Source organism: Muribaculum gordoncarteri (assembly GCF_004803695.1).
Lineage (GTDB): Bacteria > Bacteroidota > Bacteroidia > Bacteroidales > Muribaculaceae > Muribaculum > Muribaculum gordoncarteri.
Genome location: NZ_CP039394.1, coordinates 1 through 17,122 on the forward strand (window position 1 = coordinate 1; position 17,122 = coordinate 17,122).

Annotated in this window: 10 protein-coding genes and 3 pseudogenes; 9 read left to right on the top strand and 4 right to left on the bottom strand. The window is 44.6% G+C overall.

What is annotated here, in order from left to right; all coding sequences use genetic code 11:
* Both E7746_RS14420 and mobV read left to right on the top strand, forming a co-directional pair.
* The coding region (locus E7746_RS14420) for a DUF3987 domain-containing protein (protein ID WP_136411373.1) at positions 1–555 on the top strand (555 nt) is incomplete at its 5' end.
* Between the two features lie 399 nt (positions 556–954).
* On the top strand, positions 955–2,580 hold the full coding sequence (gene mobV, locus E7746_RS14425) for a MobV family relaxase (RefSeq protein WP_136410605.1): 1,626 nt from the start codon (positions 955–957) through the stop codon (positions 2,578–2,580).
* Positions 2,581–2,940: 360 nt separating this feature from the next.
* On the opposite strand, the gene E7746_RS14430 is transcribed toward mobV, so the two are convergent.
* Complete coding sequence (locus E7746_RS14430) at positions 2,941–4,752, bottom strand: TonB-dependent receptor (protein ID WP_136411374.1); 1,812 nt, start codon at positions 4,750–4,752, stop codon at positions 2,941–2,943.
* Positions 4,753–5,356: 604 nt separating this feature from the next.
* Here E7746_RS14430 and mobA point away from each other — a divergent pair.
* From mobA to E7746_RS14465, 7 genes and pseudogenes are all read left to right on the top strand, one after another.
* Complete coding sequence (gene mobA / locus E7746_RS14440) at positions 5,357–5,791, top strand: conjugal transfer protein MobA (RefSeq protein WP_121737300.1); 435 nt, start codon at positions 5,357–5,359, stop codon at positions 5,789–5,791.
* Between the two features lie 258 nt (positions 5,792–6,049).
* A complete protein-coding gene (locus tag E7746_RS14445; RefSeq protein WP_027201740.1) occupies positions 6,050–6,619 on the top strand; it encodes a Crp/Fnr family transcriptional regulator in 570 nt (189 codons plus the stop codon).
* A gap of 105 nt (positions 6,620–6,724) precedes the next feature.
* Positions 6,725–7,573 (top strand): hypothetical protein, encoded by an 849-nt coding sequence (locus E7746_RS14450; protein ID WP_027201741.1) that lies wholly within the window; start codon positions 6,725–6,727, stop codon positions 7,571–7,573.
* Between the two features lie 28 nt (positions 7,574–7,601).
* Positions 7,602–9,894: pseudogene (locus E7746_RS14455) on the top strand (TonB-dependent receptor domain-containing protein).
* Between the two features lie 120 nt (positions 9,895–10,014).
* Complete coding sequence (locus tag E7746_RS15155; RefSeq protein ID WP_157517392.1) at positions 10,015–10,161, top strand: hypothetical protein; 147 nt, start codon at positions 10,015–10,017, stop codon at positions 10,159–10,161.
* A 39-nt stretch (positions 10,162–10,200) separates the two neighbouring features.
* Positions 10,201–12,510, top strand: a pseudogene (locus E7746_RS14460) (hybrid sensor histidine kinase/response regulator).
* The gene (locus E7746_RS14465) at positions 12,503–13,825 is read left to right on the top strand and encodes a sigma-54-dependent transcriptional regulator (protein WP_027201744.1); all 1,323 of its coding nucleotides are present in this window, start codon (positions 12,503–12,505) and stop codon (positions 13,823–13,825) included. Before E7746_RS14460 ends, E7746_RS14465 begins: the two are co-directional and overlap by 8 nt.
* 65 nt (positions 13,826–13,890) lie before the next feature.
* Here the strand turns inward: E7746_RS14465 and E7746_RS14470 are convergent.
* The 3 genes and pseudogenes from E7746_RS14470 to E7746_RS14480 all read right to left on the bottom strand — a co-directional run bounded on the left by E7746_RS14470 (position 13,891) and on the right by E7746_RS14480 (position 17,113).
* A pseudogene (locus E7746_RS14470) lies at positions 13,891–14,977 on the bottom strand (tyrosine-type recombinase/integrase).
* A gap of 92 nt (positions 14,978–15,069) precedes the next feature.
* Entirely contained in the window at positions 15,070–15,963 is an 894-nt protein-coding gene (locus E7746_RS14475) for a helix-turn-helix domain-containing protein (protein WP_136410603.1), read from the bottom strand.
* A 547-nt stretch (positions 15,964–16,510) separates the two neighbouring features.
* Complete coding sequence (locus E7746_RS14480) at positions 16,511–17,113, bottom strand: hypothetical protein (protein ID WP_136411375.1); 603 nt, start codon at positions 17,111–17,113, stop codon at positions 16,511–16,513.
* Positions 17,114–17,122: the final 9 nt, after the last annotated feature.

The following is a 17,122-nucleotide window of genomic DNA, read 5'->3' on the forward strand; positions in this document are numbered from 1 at the left end:
ATGCCTTCTTTTGACATCGCGGCAGAGTGGCGCGGCATCCTTTCCCGGCTTATCGACATTGTTCCCAAGGTGGATGCAGACGGTGAAATAATATCCGAGGATGTTCCTTTTTCATCGGACGCTCTTGACCGCCTCTATCAGTGGCAGAACGAGCAGACCGACCGTTGCAACGCTGACGGCAGCGATACCCTTACCTCCATAGCAAGCAAACTCGAAATCTACGCTATCCGCTTTTCTCTCTTGCTGGCCCTCTCCGACTGGGCGTGCGGCAGTGAAAAGAAAATGATAGAGGTGGATACGGTGGAGAGGGCGATACGTCTTGCGGAGTATTTTCGCATAAGTGCCTCAAAGGTGCAGGGCATCATCAGCGAGGATGCCCTGACTGAGATGCAGCTCTCGGTTCTCTCGGAGCTTCCCGACGGCTTCACTACCGCAGAGGGTGTGGCGATCGCCGGGAAATGCGGTATGCCTGAGCGCAGTTTCAAGAGGTTTCTCAGAGACAGAAAGGGAGTGCTTTTCATCCGCAACACCCACGGAAATTACACCAAGTTATAACCTATCCACCCCTTGGCATTTTTGGCACTTTGGCATTTCTGACGGATATGCCGAGGCATCCCCTTTATGCCAAAATGCCGAAAGTGCCAGGGGGTAAATCCAAAACTGAAATCCCGTGAAACATTCTTTTTTCATTGAAGAAACCATTGCATTCAGTGCAGTGGTTATAGCGGTGCATCACTGCTATGGCAGTGCAGTACCATCCGTGCAGTGGCGGCACGGAAATTACGCCATCCGGAAATTCCTTAGCATATTAGGGAATTTTCCGAGCCGCATATCGTTCCGATACGCTGAAAATGTCCCCAATATGCCAAAGAGGTCAACCCCTTTGGAAACCCCGGAACGGCTTAACAGAAAGCCGTACACTCCGATTGCTCCGCAACTTAAACTCGTCCGCCTATGAGCTACGCAGTGTTACACATCATCAAGGCGAACTCGTCACTGAACTCGATAGCCAAGCATATCGAGCGCACCGCCCATCCCGAAAACGCGGACCTGGCGAGGACGCATCTCAACCGCTACAATCTGGTCGAATATCCCGACGGGATAACCGGGCTTGCGGCGGCTGTCGAACACCGTATATCCAATGCAGGGATTACCCGCAAAATCTCCGACAGGCAGGTTCGGTGCCTCAACTTGGTTATGACCTCCGACAACGAAGGTATGCAGAAAATCATCGACAGCGGCAAGCTCGACGAGTGGATTGCCGACAACATAAAGTGGGCGCGCGACACATTCGGCGGCGACAATGTTGTCGGAGCCGCACTGCACATGGACGAGCGCACTCCGCATCTTCACATCGCCGTCGTTCCGATAGTGACCGCCGAGAGAAAGAAGAAAGCGAGGGAGGCGACAGCAAAGAAGCGTTACCGCACAAAAGCCGCCAACCGTCCGAGGCTGTGCGCCGACGACATAATGGAGCGCGGAAAGATGAGCCGCTATCAGGACATCTATGCCGAGGCTATGGCGAAATACGGTCTGGAGCGTGGTATCCGTGGTTCCGAGGCGCGCCACATCGGGCAGCACGAATATTACCGCGACTGCATGGTGAAGAAGAAAGGTCTTGAAGAAGACATCGGCAATCTCTCCATTGAGAAAAGAAAGCTCGACAAAGAGAAAAAATCTCTTGAGAGCAAGGTGGAGAGCCTTGAGTGCCGGACAACCGCCCTTGACACCCGGAAGAAAATGCTCACGCAGGTCAACGAGGAAATACGGCAGCAGAACAACGAACTTTATTCCGAAAACACTCGGTTGACCGAGGCTAATTCTTCTCTCGCCGCCGAAAACAAATCGCTTGCCGACACCAACGCTGGACTGTCGGAGGAATCCGTCAGACTTGCGGAGCAACGGAAAGGACTTGCAGAGGATACCGACAGGCTGACCGCCGAGAAAAAGGCATACGAGGCACAGACTGATGAGGCGAGAAAAGAAGCCCGAAACGCCATCCGTGAGCGCGACGAGGCGAAAGCCGAGCGGGATGCGCAACGCAAGGAACTCGGCAGCAACATCGCCAATATATTCACCGGGAGCAAGACCAAGAGACTTGAAGCCGAGATTGTCAGAAAGGATAATGAAATCAGCGAGATGAAAGACCGTGCAGAGGCGCGGGAGCGGGATTTACACCGTGAGATATCCAATCTATCGGATAGCCTGAGACGGCAGAAAGAACATGAGGCAGACACCGTCCGCAGCTATGAATGGAAGATTGGTAACTTCGTCAAGTTCTTTCCCGATGCGGTTGCCATGCTTCCGGCGATAGAGGAATGTCAGGACGTGGGATTGAATGACAACTCCATAAAGGGGCTTCTCTCAATGAATGAATATGTCTTAAAGTCAGGCACGACACTCTATTATCCGTTCCAGCGGAGAGAGGTGGACGCTTCGGGGGCAAAGGTACAAATCAAGCGAGACCCCACGGACAACAAATTCCATCTCCATGTCAATGGCACCCGGATATTCCAATGGCTCAAAGACCAATGGCAACGGCTGACACAGACCATAAAGCGAGGCTTCGGAATAAGATAAACAACCGTACACATTACAAGAGCCACTGAGAACAGTCAAATTTTCTCAGTGGCTCTATAATGGTTAATTCAAATCAGCTCCTTCATTTAAGAATTGCACTCTGTCCAGTACCAGAGCCACTGACTTCATTACCCCGTTGTATCTTTTTACCGTATCCGAAAGTATAAGTTACAGAGAATTGGAAACGCATATGCTGCGCTGTTCCATATGTGCGTCTGTCAAACTGATAGTATTGGCTGGTTAGTGTCTCACGGGATGATTCCCAGCTTGAACGAAGAAAATTGTAAGCTGTCGCAGATGCTCTCCAAGCCCCTTTGCCATATCCAATTTGAAGCTGGTATCGTGATGGTGTCCTATCCTTTATTCCGGATGTCTGGCTGAGGTCTTTCCGTGGAGTGGTATATACCATCCAAAAAGGTAAAAATTGCCGAAATACCATGTGAGTTGTGCCGTGCATTGTAGTCCGTCCATCTTTTGCGCGTATTCGCCTGTCGTGGAATAGTGCGTGTACATGGGACTAACCCGTGCAATTAGTTTGCCTCCGAGAAATTTAGCAGTGGCGTTTGCCGTTACCGTAGTCCAGCTGAAATTACCATCGTTGAGATATTGCCGCAACATCGTGCCATTCGGAGCTGTGGGAGTATAAATAGAGGTTACACGGTTGTCTGCTATGAAATAAGCCCCATTCAGAGAAAGTTGCCATTTATTGTTCGGAAGCCATGTATATGTAGCATCGGCCCTATGATTCCAATAGTTGTCAAGTCCGGGAGTTCCGGCATACCACATCAATTCATCCTGCTGAAGCATATTAGGGCTCTTTTGGTAAGTATCGGGAACCTGCTTGCCAAAAGCGTATGTGATTTCAACCTGATTCTTATCGTTGGGAGAATATGTGCCGAAAACGTTTCCTTGTGGATAATTGTCTTTTATTCGTGTGCCTGATAGATCTACGTCAGCATATACCCAGCCCACAAGACCGCCCGCAGACCATTGGCTTTGCTGATAAGTGTATTTCACGCCTGCCATATATCCCCAGATGTCGTAATCCTGATGCGACGGCGAATTCCCAAAATAATTTATTTTGGTTGTCGAATATTCAGCGTGCATATACGGCATCAAACTGTTATGATTATTGGGATTCCATACGAGGCATGGCGTGGCACTCACATAGTGCATATCCTCTTTCGCATCATTGATAATACGGAAATCATTGTCTGTGTAATCCGAATTTGATGTGTTATGGTCGTAATTATAACGTGATTCTATGTTCATACCCAATTTCTCGCCGAAGGAGCGATAAATCTCAAAATTATAATTAAGACTGAAGTTATTGCTTGAGGCGACTGACTTAGCTGTCGAACCGGGTAAGAAATCATTTGCATATGTCAGTGATGTTGTGGCATCATTACGCGGTATAGAGGTGAATGCCAACGACAGCGTATTGGAGATTTGTGTCTTGTCTGTATTATATAATGCACGAAACGTTATGTCATTGCTATTGTTTCGGTAACGGAGAGCAGCGGGAATGGAAACTCTCTCAACGGTCTGCGGCCCCTTACCATATAAATCCGGGAAACGAAAAGTTTCGGTTGACTGTGTCCCTGTGTGTCGGTTTGTCAGATAAATTTCATCCGCATAGAGGTCAAAGGTCATTCGCTTGTAGGAAAATTTTGAATAAACCGAGGCCTCCGAGCGATTGACGCCAAACCATTTGTCTGCACTAAGTTTTGTATAGCCACCCCATTCATATTTCTGCATTACGAAATTTATGACATATTGCGCCCCTCTGAATCGCGGGTCAGTGGGATAAATGAGATATTCGACCTTCTTTACATCAGTTGTGCGCATTCCGCTCAAATCTTGAGCAGAGGCAGCGACATAGTCTATAAATATTGAAACGGCCTGACCCGAAACAGTCTTTACATTTTGACTTGCAGGGTCAACATTGAGCTGGGGTATTGCCATCTGACTCAACAGCGATATAGCATCCGAAGCTGTATTCTTTTGCCGCGACATCGGAATGTAAGTGGAAGATGTTGATGAAGTCCGCTGATTAGAAGCCTCCACAACGACCTCATTAAGTTCTTTTCCCTCTATGCTATCCGGAATTTCTGTTTGAGAATATCCCAAAAGAGGAATAAGAAACAACGAAGATAGTATTACTTTACGCATAATCATTCGGTTAATAATTTACCCTACAAGAAGCGTGAGCAACTATGTCACGTCTTGATAGGAGGCCCTGAGAAAGCCTGTGAGCAGATATAACAGTAGCAGCCCACGCTATATGCGTGAGAACCACTATGCTTTCTCTGCTCGGTTGAAAGTTTCTCAGGTTTCCTACCATAAGATAAACATAATGCTTCGTTTCCAAAATGTAGTGGAATGACCTGTGTCAATCCGACTGCAAAATTAGCGATTTTTTCTCAATGAACAGCCGTTCAGAGCCTCAAATCTACTGCGACTATGAGAAAAAGAATCGAATTAAATATAACTAACAACCCTTAAATATCCCAAAATCGGACATCCGTTTTTTGATTTCTCCAACTAATTAGTACACCACGAGTACACCATCAATTTTGTATAACACTGTATATCAGCACAGTTATAAACAATAAAATTAGATAAGGTATATTTTCAGTTACCCGAATAATTCTAAGTAACTGAAAATGCCTTCACCGCCGTGGGCAGAATTATCCTCCGCAGTCGGATAATTTCGGGGTTCTTTAATCAAAGATTAAGCAATAGACAAGCCATAAAATTAAAAGAATTAAGAAGTATGAAAAAGAAGACTAAGTACGGGAGAAATCCCAAGTTGAACCCGAAGACGCACTGCGTGATGGTGCGCTTCGACGATGTGGAATGGAACAGGTTCCTGACGATGTACGAGGAATCGAACGTGTATGCGAAAGCAGTCTTTCTAAAAGCGCACTTCTTCGGACAGAAGTTCAAGGTGCTGAAGGTGGACAAGACGATGCTGGACTACTACACCAAGCTGTCGGATTTCCATGTCCAGTTCCGCTGCATAGGCACGAACTACAATCAGGTCGTTAAAGAGCTGCGCATCCACTTTTCGGAGAAAAAGGCGATGGTGTTGCTCTACAAGCTGGAGAAGTGTACCATCGACCTCGTGAAACTGAGCCGGGAGATTGTGGAGCTTTCGAGGGAGATGGAGGCTAAGTGGCAACAAAGATGGGACGATTCCATGGCATAATGCTCCTTTGATAAGCAGTCCGGCAAGTGAACGAATTCCCACGGGCAATTTCATTGCCGACCATGTCACAATCGTGCGTCCGGGGCTGTATGTCAAGGATGAGAACCGACCGATAGGAATGAAAATGTAAAATTTTAATAGTCCCAAGAAGCCATTTAGAGTGAATTGTAGTCTGAATGGCTTCATTTACATGTTATGTTATAGATAGTTTGAAATAAAATCACTACCTTTGCAAATAGATGTCATACAGACTATTATATGGATAAATTCAATCTCTATATAGATAAAATTGATTTGAACTTTTGGCGCGAACTATGCACCAAAGAGGGTAAGTTACGCTCATACAAAAAAGGTGAATATTTTCTTCATCGTGGAGAAACCACAAAATGTGTATGGGGATTCATTAAACACGGATATTTCAAGTATTCTGTGATAGACTCAGAGGGTAATATTCATATTACCGGATTTTCATTTTGTGATACTCCGATAGGTGATTATTCAAGTCTGGTGATGAATACTCCTGTTGCAGCAGATATTATAGCGGCAAAGGATTCTGAAGTTTATGTATGTAACCGAAACATTGTGGATGAACTATTCGAGAAAGAACCTAAGCTGCATAGTGCTATATCGGACGGATTTTTCATTCAGGCATACGATAGTTTTCTGAATATGTATCGTCTGTCTGCAAAGGAACATTATATCCATTTATTAAGGTGTTGCCCTGATATACTGCAAAACATCACACTTAAAGAATTGGCATCTTATCTGCAAATAACGCCAACATATCTTAGCCGTATTCGCAAGGAGATTACTTTTGGAGAGAAATAGCATCTCCGAAAAAATACCCTTCTGTGCAACTCTCAACTTAGTTTGAGAGTTGTTTCGTTTAATGCCCGTAACTTTGCACTGATTATAACAACCAAAAAAAGTAATATGAACCAACTTAAATTCTGGCATATAGCATTGCTGCTAAGCATATGGTCACTGACAAGTTGCAGTGATGATAATAACGAAAATGAAGCGATTACTCCGTTCTGTCTTGGAGATACTTACTATGAGGTAAGATTAGGACAAGAAACTAACAGCATCTACATAACAAATGGTAGTGGGGATATTAGTTTGGCGATAGAAGATGAAAATATTTTGCAAGCCACTTATAATGGCAAGTTATATGCAGACAAGCCGGGAGGTGTTGTCTCTTTGTTCGGAAAACAGAAAGGAAGTACCATGCTGTCCATTATAGACAATGTGACAGGAGATAAAGAAACTATTGAAGTGAAAGTAACAGATTGCTACCTTGCATACGTTATCAATGACAGCAACTACCCGATATTGCCGGCAGGCACCACACTCTTTTTAGTGAACAATCAAGCTCAGGACTACTATCTGTTCGACCAAGATAACATATATAACAAGCCTATACTAAAAGACAGCGGTTACGAGTTCTTCATCACGCAGAATGCCGACACAGGTGCGGCACCCACTAAATACGCTATTCCCAACTTACGCTTATACAAACACAATCCCGCTGATGCTGGAACTACTGCGTCGAAGTTCTATGATTTCCAAATAGAACTGTATGGCGAAGAAGCCAGTTCTTCGTACGTGCTACAAGTCATTCAAGCCTACTTAGGCGTCGATTGGGAAAGGCTTATAAACAATGCTTTGACCAAATCACCTGCTCCCATAGATATGACTATGATATTGACCGTTCCTGATACAGACTATCGAATAAGAGGAATAATAAGCTTTGTATCCATTCCGAAATACATATTGGATTGATAGATTTCTTGTAATCAACTGAATTCGTATGATGCAGTTACGCAAAATTAAAGTACTTACATTTTTCTTCCTATCGTTCGTTTGCTCCCAAACGACTGTTTATGGGCAAATGATTAGCGGTAAAATAATAGATGCCGAACAACTACCGATAGACGGAGCGACTATTATTCTGCAAGCGATGGATTCGACCTATATAGCCGCATCCATCTCTAATACTGACGGTATATTCGTTTTTAATAGCCAACAGGAAGAATACCGTTTGATAATACAACACATTTTATATGAAACCAAACAAATGGCAGGTAAGGGAAATGATGTCGGAACTATTCAACTTCAACCTAAAGACTATGCTTTGGATGAAATTATTATAAAGGCAGAACGTCCTTTTGTTAAAGTGAAGAATGGACTTTTAGGGTATAATCTTGCTGTCCTTACCCAAAATCAACTTGTAAACAATGCTTATGAAGCATTGACAAAGATACCGGGAGTACAAGAAGAGAGAGGAATACTGACTTTGGCAGGAGCCGGGAAACTGACGATTATTCTAAATGGCAAACCAACAACAATGGATGCCGGACAACTTGAAACGATTTTGCGCAATACTCCGGTTAATCGTGTGGAAAAAGTGGAAGTGATGTACAGTGCGCCTCCTGAATATCATGTACGGGGCGCGGCTATTAATGTTGTTTTAAAGCGTTCAAACGACTACTCTTTTCAGGGTGAGATAAGTGCTGACTATAAAAACCAATACTTCAATGACGGGGGAATGAACGGGAACTTTCGGTTGTCAACTCCTAAAATGGCTTTTGATGTAATGTATGGAGTAAATAACGTAAAAAAAAATGGAGTACATAGACCTTGATTCCAAGCATACGCTAAAAGAAGAACTCCATTCTATCACACAAAATGAACAGTTGCGCAGCAAGTATTGGAAGCATGACCTTAGAGCCGCTTTTGAATATAATTTCAACGATAAAAACAATATCAATATTGCCTACACAGGTAGTTATACCCCTGACCAATATAATAACAGCCGGACATCAGGCAATTACCAAACCGGTAATGTTGATAAATATATTGACAATCAAATGCACAATGTCACATTGCAATATCATTCAGGATTCGGTCTTGAAATAGGAGGTGACTATACCTATTATACTTCCAATAATAATCAATGTTTACATACTGATTATCAAAATGGAAATCAGAGTAGTTTCTCTATGGTTGGCGGACAAAAGATAGACCGCTATTCTATTTATGTAGACGGGAAACACTCTTTATCCAAAGGATGGAATTTGGGTTATGGAGTTTCCTATCGATTTGCCAAAGATCTTGATTTCCAAACTTACGATAAAGTGACAGGTGACATTCAAACACAAAATACATATTCCAATCTGAGAGAACAAACTGCCAGTTTTTATGTGTCGTTGAGCAAAAACTATGCAACAGGTACATCTTTATCCGTTTCTGCTACAGGAGAGTATTATACGATTGGCAATTATCATAAATGGGCAGTCTTTCCACAAGCATCATTGACCTATTTTAAAACACCGGAACATCTGTTTCAATTGTCATTATCTACGGATAAAACCTATCCAAGTTATTGGGATATGCAGTCTTCCGTCAGTTATCTTAATGGATATACAGAATTGTGGGGTACACCGAATTTGAAGCCGATGACGAATTATAATCTGAATGGAAGTTATATCTTCATGAAGAAGTATATTTTCAGTCTGTTTTTCACGCATACATCGGATTATTTCACACAAGCCGCCTATCAATCTACCGACAGGCTGGCACTGATCTATAAAAATACAAACTGGAACTATATGCAGCTATGGGGAGCAAATATCATAGTACCCTTTAAAGCAGGAAACTGGCTGGATTCCCGATTCTCCTTAGTCGGAATGCAAATGCACCAACGCTGTGATGATTTTTTCGACATTCCTTTCAATCGGAGGAAATGGGTATTTAGCGGCACATTGGATAACACGTTTAAAGTAAACAAGAATTTATCTTTCGAGTTGATAGGGAATGTACAGACTCCTGTCATACAAGGGACATTTGATATAGAATCTATTTTTAATCTCACTGCCGGATTAAAATGGAATTTTGCAAATGACAAATTGAGTTTATCAGCCCGTTGCAATGACATATTTGATACAGGAATGCCTGCAACAAAAGTCCGCTTTAAGGGGCAACACTTGGATATGAACAGCGGATTTTATTCACGTTCATTTACTTTGCATTTCAGTTATTGTTTTGGCGGATATAAGAAAAAGGAGATAAAAGGAATAGATACATCAAGATTCAGATACTAATTCAAAAATGATATGAGGACATTGTTGCTAACTCTGAGTGTTTTATGCTTATACTCATGCTCATATAAAACTTCTCTGATTACCTATCGAAATGGATATGTATTTAACACCCAGGGTAAAATGATTGGAAACTATTCCAATGGCTATATTTTCACCGAAAATAAAATACTCATAGGATATTACTTCAATGGATATATTTGTGATGATAATCACAATATTATAGGAAACTATGCAAATGGATTTGCAAAAATTGGAAAAACAAAATAATTAATTTTTTTCTGTCAATATCATAGATGTAAACATACAGTGAAACATCTTCAGAAAGCGGTCGCTTTCGGCTATACACTTATTGCATTGTTAATCGGATGTATTGCCTACACTTGGCATCATGAATGGCAGGAAGTGGAAGCATTGGAGGTTGGCAATCGACGTATAAATGAATTCAGGAAGGATGTAAACCGTATTCATATCCGACTGATAGAGTTCTCTTTGTTGGGAGAAACTATATTGGATTGGGACGAAACAGATTTGGAGAATTACCATGCCCAACGTATTGCATTGGACAGTATATTATGCAGTTTCAATGTAACTCACAAAATTGAGCGTGTTGACAGCGTGCGCAGTCTTTTGGAGTATAAGGAACGGCAGATATTCCAGATTGTCCGGTTAATGGATGAGCAACAATCCATCAACAGGAAGATAGCCAGCCAAGAACCGGTGATTGTGCAGAAGATTGTGCAGGAACAGCCCAAGAAACCGAAGCGCAAAGGATTCTTGGGCATATTCGGTAAAAAAGAGAAAACGAAGCCATTGACAACAACGACTACGCTTCGTTCTCCCGATAGAAACATGGTCAGCGAACAGAAAGCACAAAGCCGTCGGTTGTCGGAACAAGCCGACAGTCTTGCGGCTCGTAATGCCGAACTTAACAGACAACTGCGAGGATTGATTTGCCAAATCGAAAAGAAGGTACAATCTGATTTACAAAGCAGGGAAGCCGAGATAACCGCCATGCGTGAAAAATCATTTATGCAGATAGGCGGCTTGATGGGATTTGTCCTTTTGCTGTTGGTCATTTCTTATATCATCATACACCATGATGCAAAGAGCATCAAACGATACAAACGCCAGACAACGGATTTGATAGGGCAATTGGAACAGTCCGTGCAACAAAATGAGGTACTCATAACCTCCCGAAAGAAAGCGGTATATACTATTACCCACGAGTTGCGTACACCGCTGACGGCAATAACAGGCTATGCCGAACTGTTGCAAAAAGAGTGCAGCAATGGGAACAATGTGCATTTCCTTCAAAGCATACAACAATCCTCCGACCGTATGCGGGCTATGCTCAACACTCTGCTGGACTTCTTCCGCTTGGATAACGGCAAGGAACAGCCCAAAATGCAACCTTGCAGAATTTCAGCAATCACGCACATCCTTGAAACGGAGTTCATGTCCGTTGCCATGAACAAGGGACTGTCCTTGACCATGAAGAACGGGAATGATGCTGTTGTATTGACCGACAAAGAGCGAATAGTTCAAATCGGTAACAACCTGCTGTCAAACGCCATCAAGTTCACAGAGAAAGGTGGTGTGTCACTGACTTCCGACTATACCAACGGAGTGTTGACACTGACCGTCGAGGACACCGGTACGGGCATGACCGAAGAGGAACAGCACCATGTGTTCGACGCATTTGAACGCCTCTCAAATGCCGCCGCAAAGGACGGTTTCGGACTTGGACTTGCCATCGTTCATAATATCGTGACGATGCTTCATGGAAAAATCAGACTGAACAGTGAAAAAGGGAAAGGAAGCCGTTTCATGGTGGAAATACCGATGCAAAAAGCTGATGATGTGCCGGAGCAAGTAATACAGACGTATATTCACAGAAAAGACAGAAACCTCAATGTCATCGCCATCGACAATGACGAGGTGTTGCTCCTGATGCAGAAAGAGATGTACGCCCAAGAGGGAATACACTGCGATACTTGCACCGATGCGGCGGAACTGATGGAGATGCTACGCCGGAAAGAATATAATCTGCTGCTGACAGATTTGAATATGCCCGGTATAAACGGTTTCGAGTTGCTGGAACTTCTGCGTTCGTCCAACGTGGGCAATTCATAGATAATCCCCGTGGTCGTGGCAACCGCTTCGGGCAGTTGCGATGCGGAGGAACTTTTGGCAAAAGGCTTTGCCGGATGCCTGTTCAAGCCGTTCTCCATATCGGAGCTGATGGAGGTCTCGGACAAGTGCGGCATAAAAGAAACTCTGGACGGAAAGCCGGACTTATCCACCTTGCTGTCATACGGCAATGAGGCCGTCATGCTGGAGAAACTGATAACGGAAACTGAAAAGGAAATGCGCTTGATGCAGGATGCGGCAACGCGAAACGACCTGCAAGAACTTGATGCCTTGACACACCACTTGCGTAGCTCGTGGGAGGTACTCCGTGCCGACCAACCGCTGAGGGAACTTTACGGATTGCTTCATGGAAAGGCTATACCGGAAGAAAGTGAGTTAAGCCATGCTGTTACCGCAGTATTGAATAAGGGCGCGGAAATAATCCGGCTGGCAAAAGAGGAAAGGAGAAAATACGAAAATGGATAAGACCAGAATAATCGTGGTGGAGGACAACATCGTGTATTGCGAATATGTCTGCAACCTGCTGGCACGGGAGGGCTACCATACCGTGAAAGCTTACCACCTATCGACAGCGAAGAAACATCTGCAACAGGCAACGGATAATGACATAGTAGTTGCCGACCTGCGCCTGCCTGACGGCAACGGTATAGACATGCTGCGTTGGATGCGCAAGGAAGGAAAGATGCAGCCGTTCATCATCATGACCGACTATGCCGAAGTACATACTGCCGTGGAGAGCATGAAACTCGGTTCGATAGACTATATACCTAAAAAACTGATAGAGGACAAACTCATTCCACTTCTCCGTTCCATACAGAAGGAGCGTCAGATGGGACACCGCCGTATGCCCGTGTTCGTCCGTGAAGGTTCCGCCTTTCAGAAAATCATGCATCGCATAAGGTTGGTAGCCGCTACCGATATGAGTGTGATGATATTCGGAGAGAACGGCACGGGCAAGGAGCATATCGCCCATTACCTACACGACAAGAGCAAACGTGCGGGCAAACCCTTCGTGGCGGTTGACTGCGGTTCACTCTCAAAAGAACTTGCGCCGTCGGCATTCTTCGGACACGTCAAGGGAGCGTTTACAGGTGCAGACAGCACCAAGAAAGGGTATTTCCATGAAGCGGAAGGTGGCACGTTGTTTCTGGACGAGGTGGGCAACCTCGCGTTGGAAACCCAACAGATGTTGCTCCGTGCCATACAAGAGAGACGTTATCGCCCGGTCGGTGACAATTCGGACAGAAGTTTCAATGTCCGCATCATCGCCGCCACCAACGAGGATCTGGAGGCGGCAGTGAGTGAAAAGCGTTTCCGGCAGGATTTACTCTACCGTCTGCACGACTTCGTGATAAGCGTGCCGTCGTTGCGTGACTGTCAGGAAGACATTATGCCGTTGGCAGAGTTCTTCCGTGAGATTGCCAACAAGGAACTGGAGTGTAATGTGGGCGGATTCAGTCCCGAAGCCCGTAAAGCATTGCTGATCCACACATGGCCGGGCAACGTGCGGGAACTTCGGCAGAAAATCATGGGTGCGGTATTGCAGGCGCAAGAAGGTGTTGTAACGAAAGAGCATCTGGAACTTGCCGTGACGAAACCGACCTCACCCGTCAGTTTCGCCCTGCGCAATGATGCAGAGGATAAGGAACGGATAATGCGTGCGTTGAAACAAGCGAACGGCAATCGGAGCCTTGCCGCCGAACTGTTGGGAATAAGCAGGTCGGCACTATACAGTAAACTTGAAGAGTATGGACTTAAATATAAATTCAAGCAACCATAGCCGATTTTATTGAATTTGACTATCTGCAAAGGTTTATTATTCAAAAAATAATATTACCTTTGCATTTAGGAAAAGCGTTCTTTTGAATTACTGCAAAACGAAGTGAAACACAGAATTTCGCTGGTTTCTAAATCGTTACCTGTCAAGCTGCAAAAATTTGCAAGTGCTTGAATTTTAGCAAGAAAGAAAATTTGATATGTCTTCTCACATGGAAAGTGATGCGTCGGGTTAATCCCGCGGACTTTATCCACTCTTTCAGAGGATGGTTGACCATGTGGCGTTTCAGACCATTGAAAACAAGGCCTTCTGAACGCTCTCCGCACAGAGCCAGTGTTTCATCACTGATTGGGAGATTCGTTTCTTCTTCCGTTTTCTCGGTGCAGAGACGGATTAGATAGCCTCCGTCCTGACCCATCTGGATATGTTTCCATGAGAGTTGCAGGATGTCGCTGATTCGTAGCCCTGTCATGCAACTGAACAGCACAGCTTGTTTGAGTACGGGTATCTTGCAGGGAGTGGCGACAAGCTGCTTGACTTCTGCGAGTGTAAGAAACTCCTTCTTGACCTCCTTCCACTCAATCTTTTCCAGAAAGTCATTGAGATTTTCGCGGATATATTTCTCCTGATAGGTGATTTTCAGCAGAGCGCGGAATGTTGACCAGTAGCCCGCAGCAGAATTGTGGGATATTGGCCCTTTGCCATTGTTGCGCTGACGCTGGGCGGAGAGAAGATATGTGCGGAAGCCATTGCAGAAATCCACAGTAAGGTCGCCGAAAGTGCATTTGCCCTTACAATAGATAGTGAAATGGCGCAGAAGCAATCCCATTTCTGATATTTCTGACGGCACTTCTGCTTGAAGTAGGCGAGGAAGTCCATACGCAGTTTCTCCTTGTCGAGAAAATCAAACTGCTCGTTGAGCAACTGCTCGAAGCGACGGCAACGGATAGCCTCCGCCTTTTCCATCATGGAGGCGTTGAACTCTCGTTCACGGGCATTTGCCGGATGCCCCTAGAGATATATTCCCAGACCCTCACGGCGGCTGAGCCTGTTGGTGTGAGGATTTCGGATTGGGGGATAGAAGTCGAGGTAGAGCGATATGCGGTCGCCCGATATTTCCTTTTTACGAAGGAAAACTTTAGTGCAGGTATTCATTGTATCTTGAAAGAGTTAAAAGTTTGACGCAAAGTTCGGTAGTGTTTGCATGGTGGAATCAGCCACCATCGCGCCACTATAGCCGGATTCGGCTAAATCGTAGGTGGCGCAAGCAAATCATCCAGTTCTTTGCGGGAGAGATAGGTAAACTTGCCTCTCTTGGTACGGGTTATCTTATAGGTTTTGACATAGTGATAGAGCTGGTCTCTGGTCATGCCAAACTTTACCATAGCCTCTGCTATCGTGTATTCAGCCGGAGGTTCAGGTTCCGCCACACCTTTAGCCACATCAAAATGATTCTTTGAATAGCGTACTTCTTTACCGACTTTAGTTTTCGGAATTCCTTCCTTGGAAGCAAGGTTGTATATGGCTGATAGTGTCATCCCGAATTTCTCTTGGATTTCAGCAACAGTGTACCACTCTGTGATTCCCTCCGGAGTTGGTTTCTTTGCAAATGCCCGGTCAACATGGGCTTTGCTCCACATGTTTTTCCCACGATACACGGTCTTGGGGATTTTCTTTTCTTTACAGACTTTCCAAAACCAGCCGTTAGATACCTGATATTTGTCAAGAACTTCCTGTGTAGTGTAAAACTCAGAAATTGGAGTTTCCTCTCGTGCAATGGTTGTCCGTTCCGTCGCAGCGAATAGAGTGTCAATATCGCTTCGCTTGACAAGGGTCTTACGGTTGAGTTTCCATGCCTTGATTACACCTTTATTGATATAGATGTAAAAGGTCTTATAGCAAAGACCAAGATACTGAGCTGCCTGACGGGGAGTGAGAAATTCTTTCTCGTCAATTTCTTTCATCCCGGTCTGAACTCGACGCACCTCTTCTTTGCACAGTTCCATTTTCTCTTTGCGCTTTCTATCCTTATAGGCATGTTCAGCGCATCGTTTGGAACAGTACGCAGTCTGAGTAGTCCGGGCAATGAAGTTTTTTCCGCACCACTGACAGACTTTTTCAATTTGAATGTTACTGCTCATACTGGCTTTATATAAGTGGTTATTTCGCCAATTATTTCGCCAAAAGCGTGTATGGGCGTGTATCGACGTGTACTGACGTGTAAATCCTCCATCACTTATCTCGCGCTTTCGGTCCCGGTCGATGACGAAATACAACCGGGATACAAAAATGGGCGAAAAAGGGGTCAGAATCCGTTAGAATCCATCAGTAAGGGCATGAAAAAAGCGTGCCGTAAAGCACGCTGTACTAATGGATTGTGACGGATTGTGACGGATTGTGACAATTACGTCATTTTCCGATGCAGAATGTGGGTATATGTAAGGTAACTATTTGTGTAATAATATAATATAATCTCTTATACGTTTTGAAAGTCACAAAATAACAACAAAAATGTAAAAAACAAGCACTCCGAGCCGAGAAAATTCACGATTCGGAGTGCTTCAACGCAAATGATGATTGAAAGAAATCATCGACCACAAAGGTAGTCAATAATTATGAGTTTTCAAACATTAGCCGCATTTCTCAACGCGGCTAATATCCAATATATTATTAACAAAACAAAATGAGTTAGTCCTTATGACATAACCGGCGGCGTAATCTGCGGACTATGACGCATAACGAAATTACCGTGGCTATTGCGCCGGTAATTGCGCAAAGGTGGTAGAGTGTTCCGCGTATTGGCTTTTCGTCAGATTTTACTTCGGTGCCGTTGTCTTCGTCACGTGAGGAATCAATGCTTTCATCGGACTGTGATTTATCTTCAGTCACTATGTCGGCGTCGGTCGTGGCGTTTCGATTATTGTTAATGTTGATGCGCCCGGTGGTAATTGCTTTTATGCCGCCGTGATTATTGGGAGGTTTCTTGCTCTCTCGGTTGCGAGGCTTGGGAGTTGCAGTATCTCCGGCGCGTTTCGTAGTGTCAGTTTCACAAGTACCGTCATTATATTCTACTTTCGTAAACTCGATAACGGCATTTGTAGTTTCGTTAATGTTCTGCGAGAGGTTGACGGCTTCTTTGCTTTGGCTCTCGTCATGGCGGTCTTCACTCTGTGAAGCTGTGATGTGCTGCTCGGTGGAGCTTTGCACGATTTTTCGAGCCGAGCCGCACGATTCCGCCATTGCGGCAATCAGCAAGCCGACTAAAAGCGGCAAGATGCGGTTGTTAGTCATAAGTCGTGA

What these genes read in the sequence shown, in the direction of transcription:
- mobV (WP_136410605.1), top strand. Translation starts at nt 955, where the DNA reads ATGAGCTACGCAGTGTTACACATCATCAAGGCGAACTCGTCACTGAAC.
- E7746_RS14430 (WP_136411374.1), bottom strand. Translation starts at nt 4,752, where the DNA reads ATGCGTAAAGTAATACTATCTTCGTTGTTTCTTATTCCTCTTTTGGGA.
- mobA (WP_121737300.1), top strand. Translation starts at nt 5,357, where the DNA reads ATGAAAAAGAAGACTAAGTACGGGAGAAATCCCAAGTTGAACCCGAAG.
- E7746_RS14445 (WP_027201740.1), top strand. Translation starts at nt 6,050, where the DNA reads ATGGATAAATTCAATCTCTATATAGATAAAATTGATTTGAACTTTTGG.
- E7746_RS14450 (WP_027201741.1), top strand. Translation starts at nt 6,725, where the DNA reads ATGAACCAACTTAAATTCTGGCATATAGCATTGCTGCTAAGCATATGG.
- E7746_RS15155 (WP_157517392.1), top strand. Translation starts at nt 10,015, where the DNA reads ATGATTGGAAACTATTCCAATGGCTATATTTTCACCGAAAATAAAATA.
- E7746_RS14465 (WP_027201744.1), top strand. Translation starts at nt 12,503, where the DNA reads ATGGATAAGACCAGAATAATCGTGGTGGAGGACAACATCGTGTATTGC.
- E7746_RS14475 (WP_136410603.1), bottom strand. Translation starts at nt 15,963, where the DNA reads ATGAGCAGTAACATTCAAATTGAAAAAGTCTGTCAGTGGTGCGGAAAA.
- E7746_RS14480 (WP_136411375.1), bottom strand. Translation starts at nt 17,113, where the DNA reads ATGACTAACAACCGCATCTTGCCGCTTTTAGTCGGCTTGCTGATTGCC.